The following is a 15,853-nucleotide window of genomic DNA, read 5'->3' as shown; positions in this document are numbered from 1 at the left end:
CAATATAAGAACCATATGATTTAAATAGTTTCAAGTAAAATGAAAATATGCTTAAATTAAGAATGATAGATTATATCTGTAACACTATGTTTTAAAAGTGTTAATTTAAAGGTAAGGTTGAAACGTATTTTTCATATTGAACTTAATTTAGCATCTCATACTAGTTGTGTTTCTGAGCTAAAACTAAGAATCCCAAGAGCTTTTAAAGCATAGATTCTTTATTACATTAAAATGCTTTTAGAATGACAAAAGATTATGGGGTTTTAGAATTCTTTTTAAAATACTCATTAAAATTATACTTAGAATATGTTGATAATGGAGCCCAATTTTTAGGTGAAGATTTTAAAAGACGTTTAACAATCTTTTTGTATTTTTTATCTTTGGCTAAATTATTCCATTCATTAGGGTCATTTTTCATGTCATATAATTCAAGCGAGCCATCTTCATATTTAGTTAATCTAAATTGTTGATCTCTTATAGCAATATTTCCTTCACCATAAAAAGATAGAGATTTATGTTTCCAGTTCAATTTTGGGTTTTTAATTAAACTCACTAATGAATTTCCTTCTAATGTTTTGGATGGAGGTAATTTACATAGTTCAATAAGAGTAGGGTAAATATCAATAAGTTGAACAGGAGCACTACACTTTTTAAAACTATTCACATTTAAATCTTTAAAAATTAGTAAAGTTCTAGTATCTCGTTCCCAAAGTGCTTGTTTTGCAAACCTATTTTTTTCTCCTAAATGATATCCATGGTCAGCCCATAAAACAACTATAGTATTTTTGGCGTATTTTGATTTTTCTAAAGCATCTAGTACTTTTCCTACCTGAGCATCAACAAAAGCAATACAAGCCATATAAGCTTGAATCGCATTTTTCCATTGTCCAGATTTTATGAGTTCTTCTGTTGTTGGCATCATTGGAGCATCTGCTACTTTTTTCGCAAATTCAGGAATGTCATTAAAGTCATTTTTATTGTATGGTGGAGTTTTAATACTATCTAGAGGAAACATATCAAACCATTTTTGTGGAGCATACCAAGGTACATGAGGACGTAAAAAACCTACAGCTAGAAAAAAGGGATTATCATAGTTTTTCTGAAGTTTATTTACAGCCCATTTAGCACTTTTAAAGTCGGTCATTAAACTGTCTTGTTCTGGGTAGGCACCCCAATCTGTCTGCGTAAGTCCAACTTTGTTTTTTATTTTCGAAGGATCATAATTAAATCTTTCTTTTGGTTTTGGCCCCATCCAGGCAAACTTACCGCCATATTCATCAAAAGTTTTAGCACCATCTCCGCTGTGATAAATTTTTCCAACAGCCATTGTTTTGTAGCCATTTTGCTCAAAATAATCAGGCATGAAAATGGCTTTTTTCACAGCTTCATTTCCCTTTTTTATGTTTATATCTTCTAATTGTAAATAATTACCACTAGTAGAAGGGTAAAGTCCTGTCATAATACTTGCTCTAGAAGGACCACAAATAGGAGCTTGGCAATGAGCATTGGTAAACAAAGTTCCATTTTTGGCCAATTTATCAATATTTGGTGTAGGAACTTTTATAGCACCATTCATACAATTTACATAGTCATTTAAGTCATCAATAGCAATGAACAAAACATTTGGCTTTTCCTGACTATATAATTGGCACATGTTTATTGCAAAAAATAGGAATAAGATATTTTTTAATTTCATTGTTTTGTTATTAAAATATTAGGAACTTTTTTCGAAAAAAATAATCTCACTAATTTACGGGAAAAAAATTGAGTTTTTAATTAAGAAAGTTGAAAAGTAGCTTTTTAAGAGTTAATTTTATTCTAAACTTAAAAAAACATTGCGCCTATTTATTAAGTTTGTTGAATTATATCTAGACATTAACTTGACAAGGTTATTTATGGATGACAAAAGTATTATATAATCAGTATTTTTGATTTATAAAAAGACTAATTTATGAAGCAATTATACTTTCTATTTGTGGTATTCTTAATCACTGTAGCTTGTTCAAAACAAAAGGCAGAAAGAATTCAATCAGAAACTAACTCAGTAACAATTAATAAACCTATAATTTTTGATGTTTCAAACTACAAAAGTGGAACACCAAGAGATATTCCTAAAATGGTTAGCATTGCACCAAATGGAGATGTAATGAAAGTAAATAGTAATTATATTTCAATTAATAATACGCCTTGGATTCCATCTTATGGAGAATTTCAGTATCAACGTTATCCTGCCGGATATTGGGAAGATGCGTTGTTAAAAATGAAATCACAAGGTTTTACAGGTGTTGCAGCCTATACTTTTTGGATAGGTCACGAGGAAGAAGAAGGGAAATGGGATTTTACAGGAAGAAATGATATAAGACGTTTTATTAAATTATGCCAAAAACATGGGTTAAAGTTTTTTGCCAGAATTGGGCCATGGGTAAATGGAGAATATAGAAATGGAGGACATCCAGATTGGTTGGTGAAAAAATTAGGAAACCCAAAAGACCCTTTTGGGCATTCGGGAAGTGGTGGTAAATTACGTTCTACAGCTCCAGAATATTTAGCAGCTGTAGATAAACTATATGAAAAACTAGGTGAACAAATGGAAGGTTTGTACTGGAAAGATGGTGGTCCAATTTTTGCCGTTCAGTTAGATAATGAATATACTCCTGCGCATTCTGGAATTGGCGGAACAGAATTGATTGAAAGAGAAAAAGAAATGGCATTAAAATATGGAATGGATGTAGCATTATATACCACAACGGGTTGGAATAAAGCCGAATTTATTCAAGATCATACCATACAAGTTCATGGTTCTTATGCAGATTATTTTTGGGGTGCTGCAAGTGATATCTTTCGTACACCTGCTTTAAGTTTTAGTACATTAAGAGCAGTTGATGGTATTGATACCGAAGTTTCAAATGTGGACTCTAAAAGTTCTACAGATATTGAAAAATATATAAATAATCCTTATTTAACATGTGAAACTGGTATTGGAATGAATATCGCTTACCACAGAAGACCAAATGTTGATTATTTAGATAATGCAGCTGTTTCACTTGTTGAACTTGGAAGTGGTTGTAACGGAATGGGATATTTTATGAATATTGGAGGGAACAATCCAATTGGTAAATTATCATATATGAATAGGGATTTTAACCAAGGTCCAATTGAAAACTCAATTATTAGTAATGATTTTCAAGGTGCAATAGGTGAATTTGGTCAAGTACGTAAAAGCTTTCATGAATATCCTGTTCAATTAAATTTCATGACTGATTTTGGGAAATATTTAGCACCTTGTAGAACTTTTATTCCAGCAGAAATTGATGAACTTAGAGGGAAAGATTTAAATAATTCATTAGAGTTACAAAGAGCTATTAGAACTGATGGGAAAACAGGATTTATTTTTGTAAATAATCACGTAAAAAATGATACAGTTTATAATTTTAAGAATGTTCAATTTAATATAAAACTAAAAGATGAAACATTAACAATTCCTGAAAAAGCTATTGAAATACCTGTGGACTCATATTTTTATTGGCCATTTAACCTTACTTTATCAAATGCAACAATTAAGTATGCAACAGCACAGCCTGTGCTTCATTTAAAAGAAAGTAATACATATGTATTTTTTAAAAATGAAGGAATTGAAGCGAAATTTCTTTTTGAAAATACAAATATAAAATCTATAAAAGCGAATAAAGCTAAGGTGTCTAAATTGAAAAACTTGACAAAAGTTGAGGTTTTAGAGGCTGGGTTAGACTGTTATATAGATGTGAATTTAAAAGATAATTTAACCGTTAAATTTATAATACTCACTCAAAAGCAGGCAAAACAACTTTATAAGAATGATGATAAATTATACTTATCAGATGCAGAAGTAGTTTTGTTTAATAAAGGTAAGTTTGAATTGATAAGTAAAAATACAGAAAATTTAGTGTGGGTATATCCAAGAAATACTGTTGATGGTGTTTCAACAATAAAAGAGGGACTGTTTGATAAATTTGAAGTGAATTTTAAGGAAGTGCCAGTAGCTTTTGATTTTAAGGAAACTCAGGATGGAAAAGATATTAAGTTTAAAAATATTACCTATAAAAATAAGGAGGATGGAAATGTAGGAGTTCCTAATGAAAGTGTTTTTGATAAAGGAACTAAAATTTCTTTGAGTTTTCCTAAGGGTATTTCAAAGGGGTTATATGATGTTAGAGTGTTGGTAGATTATGAAGCAAGTGCATTAAGATTATATAAAAATGGTAAATTTATTTATGATAATTATTATAATGGAACGCCTTGGGAAATTGGAACAAAACATTTATTGCCAAACTACAATCCTGAAACAAAATTAGAATTAAAAATTATTCCACTGCAACCAAAAGATCCAATTTATCTTAATGGGGTATATTGGCCTAATTTAAATAAAGAAGAGAATGTTTTAGAAGTGAAAAACATTAAAGCATATCCTATTTATAAAACTTCATTTGAGTTAAAAAATTAGTAACAAAATGAAAAGCCCTTTTTAAAGGGCTTTTCATTTTTGATTTATATATTAATAGTTTTTTAAGAGTCTTTATCAATAACTTTATCAGTTTTTTTCAAATTAAAAATATCTGTTCTTCTATCTTTTAAATTTCTAACACTACCAAACTGATTTAATTCTCTTAGTAAACTAATATCAACATCAGCAATTAATATCATTTCTGTATTTGTAGTTGCTTCAGCTTTTATTCCGTTTGCAGGAAATGAAAAGTCGCAAGGTGTAAATACCATAGATTGTGCAAATTGGATATCCATATTATGCACCTTAGGTAAGTTACCTACACTACCTGCAATTGCCACATAACATTCATTTTCTATAGCTCTGGCTTGAGAGCAATGCCTAACTCTTGAATAACCATTTTGGGTATCTGTTAAAAAAGGAACAAATAAGATATCCATACCTTCGTCTGCTAACAGTCTACTTAGTTCTGGAAATTCAGAATCATAGCAAATAAGAACTCCAATTTTACCACAATCGGTATCAAAAGTTTTTAATACGTTTCCTCCTTGCAATCCCCAAACTTTTGCTTCATCTGGAGTTACATGTAGTTTTTCATACCTTTCAGTTGTACCATCTCTTTTACATATATAACCAGCGTTATACAGCAGTTCATCTTTAATTTCTGGCATACTCCCAGTAATCACATTAATATTGTAAGTAATGGCTAGTTCAGAAAATTTTTGAACAATTTGCGGAGTATATTTTGCCAATTCTCTTATGGCTTCAGATTCGGGCAGGTGATTATTATCTGCCATTAATGGAGCGTTAAAAAACTCAGGAAATAATGCAAAATCTGAACGGTAAGCTGCAACAGCATCTATAAAATACTCTGCTTGTTGCATTAACTCTTCTAAATCTTTATACAATCGCATTTGCCATTGTATTAATCCAAGACGTACTATTTTTTTCTTTGTATGCGCTTTTTTTGTTGGTTTTTCATATAAGATATTATCCCATTCAAGTAATACTGCAAATTCACCAGAGTTTGCATCACCTTCTAAATATCCTTTTAAAACTTTTGAAGGATGAAAGTCGTTAGACATTTGAAAATTTAAAACAGGATCATGTATTTCTTTTCGTTTTACTTTTTCAATATATTCTTTTGGCGTTAATTCTTGAGCGTGTTTGTGGTAATTTGGAATTCTTCCACCAAAGGCAATTCCTCTTAAGTTTAATTTTTCAGCCAGTTCTTTTCTATAGTCATACAATCTTCTACCAAGACGCAATCCTCTATATTCTTTTTTTATAAATACATCAATCCCATAAAGTACATCACCATCTATATGGTGCGTTTCAAAGGTATAATCTCCTGTAATTTCTTTATAAGTATGGTGTTCATCAAATTCATTATAATTCACTACTATGGATAATGCGCAGCCAGCTAATTCATTATTAATTTTAATTATAACCTGACCTTCTGGAAATTTATCAATTAATGATTTTATATGAGATTCTTTCCAATATGAATCTGGCATATTAGAATATGCCTCAATCATTGCAGCTTTTAATTCTTTATAATCTTTAAGAGTTAAAAATTGAAGTTCTATGTTTTCTATGTTTTCTATCATTTGTTTATTCTACACCAATTGGTTTTTATTGGTATACGAATATCATTTTTTATTTTTTATAAAACAAGTAAAAAATTCACATAGGTTTCATTTATTCTAAAATAATTATTAAGTATTGAAATAGATGATTTTTAATGCTTTATTGTATTAAATTTACACTGTAATGAAAATAAAAGAATTCATAATATTTACAAATAATCTAGATAATCAGATAGATTTTTATGCTACAATTTTAGAATTGCCAATTTTAATTTCTACACCAGAATTTACTAGTTTTAAAATTGGAGAATCAATTCTTACATTTAAGTTTAAGAGAAATGCAACACCTTATCATTTTGCTTTTAATATTCCTTCAGATAAAGAAAAGGAAGCTTTGTATTGGTTAAAAGAACGTGTTGACATTTTATCTTTTGATACTAATGAAATTATAGATTTTTCAAGTTGGAACGCTAAAGCTATTTATTTTTATGATTTGGATAATAATATTGTTGAGTTTATTGCTCGTAAAAATTTAAATCAAAATTCAGCTGAGAAATTTTCTTCAAAATCAATTATTAATATAAGTGAAATAGGATTGGCTTCAAATAAAATAGAGTTTATATTTAATAAGTTAAATACATTAAATAAAGTAGCTATATACAAAGGTGATTTTGAACAGTTTTGTGCGGTTGGTGATGAAAATGGACTATTTATAATTGTTAATAATGAATTAAGAAAATGGTTTCCAAATGGAGATGAAATTTCCCAGTCTGACTTTATTATAAAAGGAGATTTTAATTTTGAATTTAAAAAAGGAGAAATAATTGAAATAATGTAATTTTGTTTCATAATAAAAATAGAAAATGAAAATAGTAATATCACCAGCCAAATCATTAGATTTTGAAACTACAGTACCAACTTCAGTATATACTGAAGGAATTTTCTTGCCAGAAGCAGAAAAGTTAAATAAAGTTTTAAAAAAGAAATCTCCAAAAGTGCTTTCTAAACTAATGAGTATTTCAGCCAATTTAGGAGAATTGAATTGGCAAAGAAATCAAGATTGGCAATTACCATTTACAAAAGAAAACGCCAAACAGGCTATTTTTGCCTTTAAAGGAGATGTATATATAGGGTTGGATGCGTATTCACTTTCTGAAGTTCAACTAGAGCAATTACAACAAAAATTAAGAATACTTTCAGGTCAATACGGTTTGTTAAAACCACTAGATTTAATGCAGCCTTATCGCTTAGAAATGGGAACAAAATTAAAAGTTGGGGTAAAAGACAATTTATACCAATACTGGGGTTCTACAGTAACAGAGGCTTTAAATAAAGAGTTGACCAAAAATGAGGTTTTTGTTAACTTAGCAAGTAATGAGTATTTTAAAGTAATAAAAACAAAATTGTTAAATGCTGAAGTAATAACACCCGTATTTAAAGATTATAAAAATGGAAAACTAAAAATAATTTCATTTTTTGCTAAAAAAGCAAGAGGCTTAATGGTACGTTATATTATTGATAATAACATAGAAAATACTCAAGATCTTAAAGGTTTTAATTATGAGGGATATGCTTTTGACAGTAATCTTTCAACAGAAAAAGAACTAGTGTTTACAAGATAATATCATTTTTTTAAATTTTTTATAATTCATATTGTTTTTTTGTATATGTTTGCTCCGTTATTTTTAATTAACGTTGAAAAATTTAAATTTTTTCGGTCGTAACTTTTTTAATAAGAAGTTTTTAGGTTACTATGTATTTTGGAAATACAACGAGAAATTAAGGCAAAAGACAACTTCTACAAATCTCTTTTTAGGTTTATATAATCAATTTCTGGTTGTATTAAATACACACATATTTTTGTCATTTAAAGTATAGATAAACAGCTAATTTCAGTTTACACTTTTATAGGTCTAAATTATTAGACGTTACTTTTTATTTAAAACAAAAAATGAATACTAAATATATTGATTTAATTAATCAAACTTTTGATTTTCCACAAGAAGAATTCAAAGTTGATTCAAAAAAGAATTTGCATTTTCACGGAATAGATACTATGAAACTTGCAGAAGAATATGGAACTCCATTAAAATTCACTTATTTACCAAAAATTAGCGAAAACATTCAAAAAGCTAAAGGTTGGTTTAAAACATCTATTCGCAAGCATAAGTATAAAGGTAAATACCATTATTGCTATTGTACAAAAAGTTCGCACTTTAAGCATGTGCTTAATGAAGCTTTAAGTAATGATATTCATATTGAAACATCATCAGCAGTAGATATTGATATTGTAGAAAACCTGAAAAGAAGTGGTAAAATTACTGATAAAACCTATATTTTATGTAATGGTTTTAAAAGAGATGAATACATAAAAAAAATTCAAGGGTTAATTAATGGAGGGCATAAAAACTGTTTTCCAATTATTGATAACTATGAAGAAATTGATCTACTTACCAACGGAATTCGTAAAAAAATAAATATTGGAATTAGAATAGCTTCAGAAGAAGAACCAAAGTTTGAATTTTATACGTCTCGTTTAGGAATTGGCTATAAAAACATTGTAGATTTTTATAGAAGAGATATTAAAGATAATAAAAAAGTAAACTTAAAAATGTTACACTTTTTTATAAATACAGGTATAAAAGATAACGCTTATTATTGGAACGAATTAAACAAATGTTTAAAGGTTTACATTAATTTAAAGCGTATTTGCCCAGGTTTAGATAGTTTAAATATTGGGGGAGGTTTTCCAATTAAAAATTCATTAGGTTTTGATTATGACTATGAATATATGATTGATGAAATTATTTCTCAAATTAAACAAGCATGTGAAGAAGCTGAGGTTCAAACACCTCATATTTTTACAGAATTTGGAAGTTATACAGTAGGTGAAAGCGGTGGTGCTATTTATAAAGTTTTATATCAAAAAAAGCAAAATGATAGAGAACGTTGGAATATGATAAACTCTTCATTTATTACAACCTTACCAGATAGTTGGGCAATTAATAAGCGTTTTATTATGTTACCATTAAATAGATGGAATGATAATTATGAACGCGTTTTATTAGGTGGCTTAACCTGTGATAGTGATGATTATTATAATTCTGAGCAGCATATGAACGCCATTTATTTACCAATTTATAAAGAAGAGAAACCATTGTATTTAGGTTTTTTCAATATAGGTGCTTATCAAGAATCAATAGGAGGTTACGGAGGATTACAGCATTGTTTAATTCCTCAACCAAAACATTTAATTATTTCAAAAAACGAAAAAGGAGAGTTAGAGTACAATGTTTTTAAAGAAAAACAAACAGCAAGCGATTTTTTAAAAATCTTAGGTTATGAATAAAAAAACTTACGCAGGGATTCCTGAACAAAATAGCAGAATTGATACTTCTAAAATTGTATTGATTCCAGTTCCTTATGACGGAACAAGTACTTGGCAAAAAGGTGCAGATAAAGGGCCAGAAGCATTTTTACAAGCTTCAGAAAATATGGAACTTTATGATATTGAAACAGATACTGAAGTTTATAAAAATGGTATTTATCTAGCAGATGCAATTACTGAAAATACTTCACCTGAAAGTATGGTAGATGAGGTTCATAAAGTAACCAAATCTTATATTAAAAAGAACAAATTTGTAACATTATTTGGGGGTGAACACTCTATATCAATAGGTACAATAAGAGCTTTTAATGAATGTTTTAATAATTTAACAGTTGTTCAAATTGATGCACATGCAGATTTAAGAAAAGAGTACGATGGTTCTACTTGTAATCACGCTTGTGCTGTTTATGAAGCAAGTCAAACAACTAATTTAATTCAAGTTGGAATTAGAAGTATGGATGCTATTGAAAAGACAGTAATGGACACAGATAAAGTGTTTTTTGCACACGATATGGCAACAGATGATTATTGGGGAGAAAATGCAATTGATTTAATGACCAAAAATGTGTTTTTAACTATAGATTTAGACGCATTTGATCCTTCTATATTACCTTCAACAGGAACACCAGAGCCAGGAGGGTTACTTTGGTATGAAACATTAGATTTTTTAAAGAAAATATTTAAAGAAAAAAATGTAGTTGGTTTTGATATTGTTGAATTATGTCCAAATGAGAAAGATAAATCATCAGACTTTCTTGCGGCAAAATTATATTATAAAATGTTAAGCTATAAGTTTAACAATAGTGAAGATGAAGATTATGATGATATGAAGGGTTTTAAAGAACCAATTAATAAAAACACAAAATTAGAAGACGACGATTATGACAACTAACAAACCTATTACAAATTTTATAGAAAATTATTTTTTACACTTTAATGCAGCTTCAGTGGTTGATGCAGCTAAAGCATATGAAGAACAATTAGCAAAAGGATCTAAAATGTTGGTTTCTTTAGCAGGGGCAATGAGTACGGCTGAAATTGGAAAAATATTTGCAGAAGTGATTAGACAAGATAAAGTTCAAATAATTTCATGCACAGGTGCAAACCTAGAAGAAGATATTATGAATTTGGTAGCACATTCTCATTATAAAAGAGTACCAAACTATAGAGATCTAACACCAAAAGAAGAATGGGGATTATTAGAGAAAGGTTTAAATAGAGTAACGGATACTTGTATTCCAGAAGAGGAAGCATTTAGACGTTTACAAGAGCATATTTTTAAAATTTGGAAGGATGCAGAAGATGCTGGAGAACGTTACTTTCCTCATGAGTTTATGTATAAATTAGTATTGTCTGGAGTTTTAGAGCAATATTATGAAATAGATCCAAAAAATAGTTGGATGCTTGCAGCTGCAGAAGCTAATTTACCTATAATAGTTCCTGGTTGGGAAGACAGTACAATGGGTAATATATTTGCGTCTTATGTATTAAAAGGTGAATTAAAAGCAAGTACTATGAAGTCTGGAATTGAGTATATGACATTTTTAGCAGATTGGTATACTCAGAATTCAAAAGATGGTATTGGTTTCTTTCAAATAGGAGGTGGGATTGCTGGAGATTTTCCAATTTGTGTAGTACCAATGTTGTATCAAGATATGGAAAGAACAGATACACCTTTTTGGAGCTATTTTTGTCAAATTTCAGATTCAACTACAAGTTATGGGTCATACTCGGGAGCTGTTCCAAATGAAAAAATTACTTGGGGAAAACTAGATATTGATACTCCAAAATTTATCATAGAGTCTGATGCAACAATTGTTGCTCCATTAATTTTCGCTTATTTATTAAAAATGTAATTATTATTTCTAATGAAAAGAGTAATTGTAGATTATAGTAAGTTAACAAATGATATTTTAGATATGTTAGTTGAAAAATTTCCTGAAGGCTATGGATATAAAGATATTTTTACATTTAAAAATGCTCAAGGAGAATCTGTAAAAGCCGTAGAGGTAAAAACAGAAGATACTATTTACTTGGTGAAAATTAGTTTAAAATTAGAAGAAACGATGGATGAATATGATGCAGGTGAAGATAATTTTGACGATGTTTATCAAGAAGATGATATTGAAGATATCGCCAATGATGATCCAGGTGACTATTAATAAATAAAAAAAACCTGCAATTGCAGGTTTTTTTTATTTATAATATGTTTTGATTTATTAGTATATAGATTCTTTACCTAATTCCTTAACTAATAAATAATATACAATTGCTCTATATTTATTTCTATTAGATTTTCCAACTTTTTCAATAACAGTTGCTATAGCTTCATCTAATTTTGGTCCATCAGAAAGGCCTAATTTTTTAATTAAGAAGTTGTTTTTTACTGTAGCTAATTCTTTTGGATCTGATCCAGAAACAGTTTCAGCATCTTTTTTATAAATAGACGGTCCTAAACCTTTTGTAACAGCTGTTAGCAAGTCAGCATCAAAACTTAAACCTAATTTGTCCATTTCACCTTTATAAAGTGCTAATTTTTCATCGAATTTACTCATGAGTAACGAATTTTTTTGTTTTTATTAATATTCCTTTTACCAAATATAAAAAATATAATTCGTAATACTGTAATTATTTTAACAATCTGAAAGATTCACACCAACAGCTAATCCGCCTTCAGAAGTTTCTTTATATTTAGAATTCATATCCTTAGCAGTAGCCCACATAGTTGAAATTACTTTGTCTAAAGAAACTCTAGCATTATTAAAATCAGATTCTAAAGCCAATTCAGTTGCGCTAATAGCTTTAATAGCTCCCATTGCATTACGTTCAATACAGGGTATTTGAACCAATCCACCAATAGGATCACAAGTTAAGCCTAAATGATGTTCCATTGCAATTTCACTAGCCATTAAAACTTGTTCTGGAGTTCCACCAAGCAATTCTGTTAAGGCTCCTGCGGCCATAGCGCTTGAAACTCCAATTTCAGCCTGACAGCCACCCATTGCAGCTGAGATAGTTGCACCTTTTTTAAAGATACTTCCAATTTCACCGGCAACCAATAAAAATTGTTTAATGTGTTTAAAATTGGCCTCGTGATTTTCAATTACCATATAATACATTAATACGGCAGGAATAACACCAGCGCTTCCATTTGTTGGGGCGGTAACAACCCTTCCTAAATTAGCATTTACTTCGTTTACACTTAAAGCAAAACAGCTTACCCATTTTAAAATTTGACGAAAATGAACACCGGTACTTCTAATACTTTCAATCCATTCTTTAGGATTGTTATAAGGCATTCCGCCTTTTAATTTTTGGTGCATATCAAATGCTCTTCGTCTTACATTTAAACCACCAGGCAAGACTCCTTCAGTATGGCATCCCGTGTACATACATTCAAGCATTGTATCCCAAATACGGTTAATTTCAAAGTCTATTTCTTTTTCGGTTCTTAGTGATTTTTCATTTTCTAATACAATTTCTGAAATTAGTTTCCCTTCATTTCTGCAATAAACTTCTAATTCAATGGCCTTTTGAATTGGAAAAGGAAAAGTTTTTTGAATTTCAATATTTTCTTTGGCATGAATTAATTCTTCTCGCACTACAAAACCACCTCCAATTGAATAGTAGGTGTCACTTGAAATTTCTTTTTCTTCTGAAAAAGCGGTAAAAGTAATTCCGTTGGCATGAAAAGGTAAAAATTCAGAATTAAATGTAATGTCATTTTTAGAGTTAAAATCTATTTCAAAAGTATTTCCAAATAAAAGTTTCCCTTTATTCTGAATGTTTTTAATTATGCTTGAAATATCTTCTGTAGCAATAGTTTCGGGATCATAACCTGCTAAACCTAAAATTACAGCTAAATCTGTAGCATGGCCTTTACCCGTTAAAGAAAGAGAACCAAATAAATCTACACTTATTTTTGTGGTTTTGGCAAAGAGTTCTGTTTTATGAAGATGATTAATCCATCGCTCGGCTGCTCTCCAGGGACCTAAAGTATGAGAACTTGAGGGACCAACACCAATTTTTAGCATGTCAAATATAGAAATACACTCCATTAAATAATATAATTTTAGAATGCTTCAAATATATCATAATGTAAATAACATAAGTATTTAAAAGCGTATTTAGTATTGAATTTAGGATATAAATGACAATTTAAACTTTTTTAAATAGAAGTTTATGACAACTTGGCATAAATTTTCTAATGGCATAATCATTGACTAATTGTAATTGTAAGATTGAAAAAAATAATAAAAACAAAATTAAATTATATATTATGAGTAAGATTATAGGAATTGATTTAGGAACTACCAACTCTTGTGTTTCTGTAATGGAAGGGAACGAACCAGTTGTGATTCCTAATGCAGAAGGAAAGAGAACTACACCATCAATTGTAGCTTTTATTGAAGGAGGAGAACGTAAAGTTGGAGATCCTGCAAAAAGACAAGCGGTTACAAATCCATTAAAAACCATTTATTCAATTAAACGTTTTATGGGGAACAAATATTCTGAATCTAAAATGGAAGCAGAACGTGTACCTTATAAAGTGGTAAAAGGAGATAACGATACACCACGTGTTGATATTGATGGAAGATTATATACTCCACAAGAAATTTCTGCAATGATTCTTCAAAAAATGAAGAAAACAGCTGAAGATTATTTAGGTACTGAAGTATCAGAAGCTGTTGTAACAGTTCCTGCTTATTTTAATGATGCTCAACGTCAGGCAACTAAAGAAGCTGGTGAAATTGCAGGTTTAAAAGTAAGCCGTATTATAAATGAGCCTACTGCTGCGGCATTAGCTTATGGAATGGATAAAAAAGGTGTAGACCAAAAAATAGTTGTTTTTGACTTTGGAGGAGGAACACATGATGTTTCTATCTTAGAATTAGGAGACGGAGTATTTGAAGTATTAGCTACAGATGGTGATACACACTTAGGAGGTGATGATGTTGACCAAAAAATTATTGATTGGTTAGCAGCAGAGTTTCAAGCTGATGAAAATATGGATTTACGTAAAGACCCAATGGCTTTACAACGTTTAAAAGAAGCTGCTGAAAAAGCTAAGATTGAATTATCTTCTTCTGCTTCAACAGAAATTAATTTACCATATGTTACAGCTACTGCATCAGGACCTAAACACTTAGTGCGTACTTTATCAAGAGCTAAATTTGAACAATTAATTGACGATTTAGTTAAAAGAACTATTGAGCCTTGTAAAACTGCATTAAATAATGCTGGTTTATCAACAGGAGATATTGATGAAATTATTTTAGTTGGTGGGTCAACTCGTATTCCTGCAGTTGTAGAAGCTGTAGAAAAATTCTTCGGAAAAGCACCTTCAAAAGGTGTAAATCCAGATGAGGTTGTTGCAATTGGAGCAGCTATTCAAGGAGGAGTTTTAACAGGTGATGTAAAAGATGTATTGTTATTAGATGTTACTCCACTTTCTTTAGGTATTGAAACTATGGGTAACGTTATGACAAAGTTGATTGATGCAAATACAACGATTCCTACAAAGAAATCTCAAGTATTCTCAACAGCTGCAGATAACCAACCATCAGTAGATATTCACGTATTACAAGGTGAAAGAGCAATGGCTGCAGATAATAAAACTATAGGACGTTTCCAATTAACAGATATTCCACCAGCTCAAAGAGGAATTCCTCAAATTGAAGTAACTTTTGATATTGATGCAAATGGTATTATTCATGTAACGGCTTCTGATAAAGCAACTGGAAAATCTCAAAATATTAAAATTGAAGCATCTTCAGGTTTATCTGATGCAGATATTGCAAAAATGAAAGCTGATGCAGAAGCAAATGCAGAAGCAGATAAAACAGCTAAAGAATCTGCTGAAAAAATTAATGGTGCCGATTCAATGATTTTCCAAACGGAAAAACAATTGAAAGAGTTTGGAGATAAATTATCTGCAGATAAAAAAGGACCAATTGAAGCTGCTTTAGTTGAATTGAAAAAAGCTCATGAATCTAAAGATCTTGCACAAATTGATGCTGCAATGGAAAAAATTAATGAAGCTTGGAAAGTAGCAAGTGAAGAAATGTACAAAGCTGAACAAGAAGGTCAAGCTCAAGGTGCTCCAACTGAAGGTGCTGGTGCTGAACCTAAAAATGAAGGAGACAATGTAGAAGATGTTGACTTTGAAGAGGTAAAAGAAGAGTAGTATTCTTTTAATATGTGAAAAAAAGGCTCCCTATTGGGGGTCTTTTTTTGTTTTAAAATTTATTGAAATATTGGCTAAGAGGCTGTTTTATATAATTAAAAGATATGTTTTTTTATTTTTATGATAAAATATGGTATTTGTCTTAATTTCAGGGTTGTATAAAAAAACACAACTTGCTTGTAAACAAATTATTTTGTAAATTAAAATCC

The 15,853-nt window shown here is 29.8% G+C and carries 12 protein-coding genes; 8 read left to right on the top strand and 4 right to left on the bottom strand.

Going from position 1 to position 15,853, the window contains the following annotated elements; all coding sequences use genetic code 11:
• Window positions 1-253: 253 nt before the first annotated feature.
• Window positions 254-1,696 (bottom strand): sulfatase, encoded by a 1,443-nt coding sequence (locus DAD81_RS09555; protein WP_179950044.1) that lies wholly within the window; start codon window positions 1,694-1,696, stop codon window positions 254-256.
• A 255-nt stretch (window positions 1,697-1,951) separates the two neighbouring features.
• Between DAD81_RS09555 and DAD81_RS09550 the strand changes: the two genes are divergently transcribed.
• The gene (locus tag DAD81_RS09550; RefSeq protein ID WP_111708039.1) at window positions 1,952-4,480 is read left to right on the top strand and encodes a beta-galactosidase; all 2,529 of its coding nucleotides are present in this window, start codon (window positions 1,952-1,954) and stop codon (window positions 4,478-4,480) included.
• A 62-nt stretch (window positions 4,481-4,542) separates the two neighbouring features.
• On the opposite strand, the gene DAD81_RS09545 is transcribed toward DAD81_RS09550, so the two are convergent.
• Window positions 4,543-6,090: a carbon-nitrogen hydrolase family protein gene (locus DAD81_RS09545; protein ID WP_111708038.1), complete on the bottom strand. Its 1,548-nt coding sequence runs from the start codon at window positions 6,088-6,090 to the stop codon at window positions 4,543-4,545.
• Between the two features lie 163 nt (window positions 6,091-6,253).
• On the opposite strand from DAD81_RS09545, the gene DAD81_RS09540 reads away from it, so the two are divergent.
• The 6 genes from DAD81_RS09540 to DAD81_RS09515 all read left to right on the top strand — a co-directional run bounded on the left by DAD81_RS09540 (window position 6,254) and on the right by DAD81_RS09515 (window position 11,619).
• Complete coding sequence (locus tag DAD81_RS09540) at window positions 6,254-6,907, top strand: VOC family protein (RefSeq protein ID WP_111708037.1); 654 nt, start codon at window positions 6,254-6,256, stop codon at window positions 6,905-6,907.
• A gap of 25 nt (window positions 6,908-6,932) precedes the next feature.
• The gene (gene yaaA, locus DAD81_RS09535) at window positions 6,933-7,691 is read left to right on the top strand and encodes a peroxide stress protein YaaA (protein WP_111708036.1); all 759 of its coding nucleotides are present in this window, start codon (window positions 6,933-6,935) and stop codon (window positions 7,689-7,691) included.
• A gap of 329 nt (window positions 7,692-8,020) precedes the next feature.
• Window positions 8,021-9,418 carry a type III PLP-dependent enzyme domain-containing protein gene (locus DAD81_RS09530; RefSeq protein ID WP_111708035.1) on the top strand — a complete coding sequence of 466 codons (1,398 nt, stop codon included), beginning with the start codon at window positions 8,021-8,023 and terminating at the stop codon, window positions 9,416-9,418.
• Complete coding sequence (speB, locus tag DAD81_RS09525; RefSeq protein WP_111708034.1) at window positions 9,411-10,349, top strand: agmatinase; 939 nt, start codon at window positions 9,411-9,413, stop codon at window positions 10,347-10,349. The genes DAD81_RS09530 and speB overlap by 8 nt, the downstream gene beginning before the upstream one ends.
• Window positions 10,339-11,313, top strand: a complete 975-nt coding sequence (locus DAD81_RS09520) for a deoxyhypusine synthase family protein (RefSeq protein ID WP_111708033.1) — start codon at window positions 10,339-10,341, stop codon at window positions 11,311-11,313. The genes speB and DAD81_RS09520 overlap by 11 nt, the downstream gene beginning before the upstream one ends.
• A gap of 12 nt (window positions 11,314-11,325) precedes the next feature.
• Entirely contained in the window at window positions 11,326-11,619 is a 294-nt protein-coding gene (locus tag DAD81_RS09515; RefSeq protein WP_111708032.1) for a hypothetical protein, read from the top strand.
• A 57-nt stretch (window positions 11,620-11,676) separates the two neighbouring features.
• Here the strand turns inward: DAD81_RS09515 and DAD81_RS09510 are convergent, their stop codons facing one another.
• Window positions 11,677-12,012 carry a DUF2853 family protein gene (locus DAD81_RS09510; protein ID WP_111708031.1) on the bottom strand — a complete coding sequence of 112 codons (336 nt, stop codon included), beginning with the start codon at window positions 12,010-12,012 and terminating at the stop codon, window positions 11,677-11,679.
• A gap of 78 nt (window positions 12,013-12,090) precedes the next feature.
• Window positions 12,091-13,515 (bottom strand): L-serine ammonia-lyase, encoded by a 1,425-nt coding sequence (locus DAD81_RS09505; protein WP_111708030.1) that lies wholly within the window; start codon window positions 13,513-13,515, stop codon window positions 12,091-12,093.
• A 221-nt stretch (window positions 13,516-13,736) separates the two neighbouring features.
• Here DAD81_RS09505 and dnaK point away from each other — a divergent pair, with 221 nt between their 5' ends.
• Window positions 13,737-15,644: a molecular chaperone DnaK gene (gene dnaK, locus DAD81_RS09500; protein ID WP_111708029.1), complete on the top strand. Its 1,908-nt coding sequence runs from the start codon at window positions 13,737-13,739 to the stop codon at window positions 15,642-15,644.
• Window positions 15,645-15,853 lie beyond the last annotated feature (209 nt).

The organism is Lutibacter citreus (assembly GCF_003260195.1).
GTDB lineage: Bacteria > Bacteroidota > Bacteroidia > Flavobacteriales > Flavobacteriaceae > Lutibacter > Lutibacter citreus.
This window is presented reverse-complemented; position numbering and strand designations above follow the sequence as displayed.

Excerpts from the sequence above, each read along its gene's own strand:
- DAD81_RS09555 (WP_179950044.1), bottom strand. The coding sequence starts at position 1,696 with ATGAAATTAAAAAATATCTTATTCCTATTTTTTGCAATAAACATGTGC.
- DAD81_RS09550 (WP_111708039.1), top strand. The coding sequence starts at position 1,952 with ATGAAGCAATTATACTTTCTATTTGTGGTATTCTTAATCACTGTAGCT.
- DAD81_RS09545 (WP_111708038.1), bottom strand. The coding sequence starts at position 6,090 with ATGATAGAAAACATAGAAAACATAGAACTTCAATTTTTAACTCTTAAA.
- DAD81_RS09540 (WP_111708037.1), top strand. The coding sequence starts at position 6,254 with ATGAAAATAAAAGAATTCATAATATTTACAAATAATCTAGATAATCAG.
- yaaA (WP_111708036.1), top strand. The coding sequence starts at position 6,933 with ATGAAAATAGTAATATCACCAGCCAAATCATTAGATTTTGAAACTACA.
- DAD81_RS09530 (WP_111708035.1), top strand. The coding sequence starts at position 8,021 with ATGAATACTAAATATATTGATTTAATTAATCAAACTTTTGATTTTCCA.
- speB (WP_111708034.1), top strand. The coding sequence starts at position 9,411 with ATGAATAAAAAAACTTACGCAGGGATTCCTGAACAAAATAGCAGAATT.
- DAD81_RS09520 (WP_111708033.1), top strand. The coding sequence starts at position 10,339 with ATGACAACTAACAAACCTATTACAAATTTTATAGAAAATTATTTTTTA.
- DAD81_RS09515 (WP_111708032.1), top strand. The coding sequence starts at position 11,326 with ATGAAAAGAGTAATTGTAGATTATAGTAAGTTAACAAATGATATTTTA.
- DAD81_RS09510 (WP_111708031.1), bottom strand. The coding sequence starts at position 12,012 with ATGAGTAAATTCGATGAAAAATTAGCACTTTATAAAGGTGAAATGGAC.
- DAD81_RS09505 (WP_111708030.1), bottom strand. The coding sequence starts at position 13,515 with ATGGAGTGTATTTCTATATTTGACATGCTAAAAATTGGTGTTGGTCCC.
- dnaK (WP_111708029.1), top strand. The coding sequence starts at position 13,737 with ATGAGTAAGATTATAGGAATTGATTTAGGAACTACCAACTCTTGTGTT.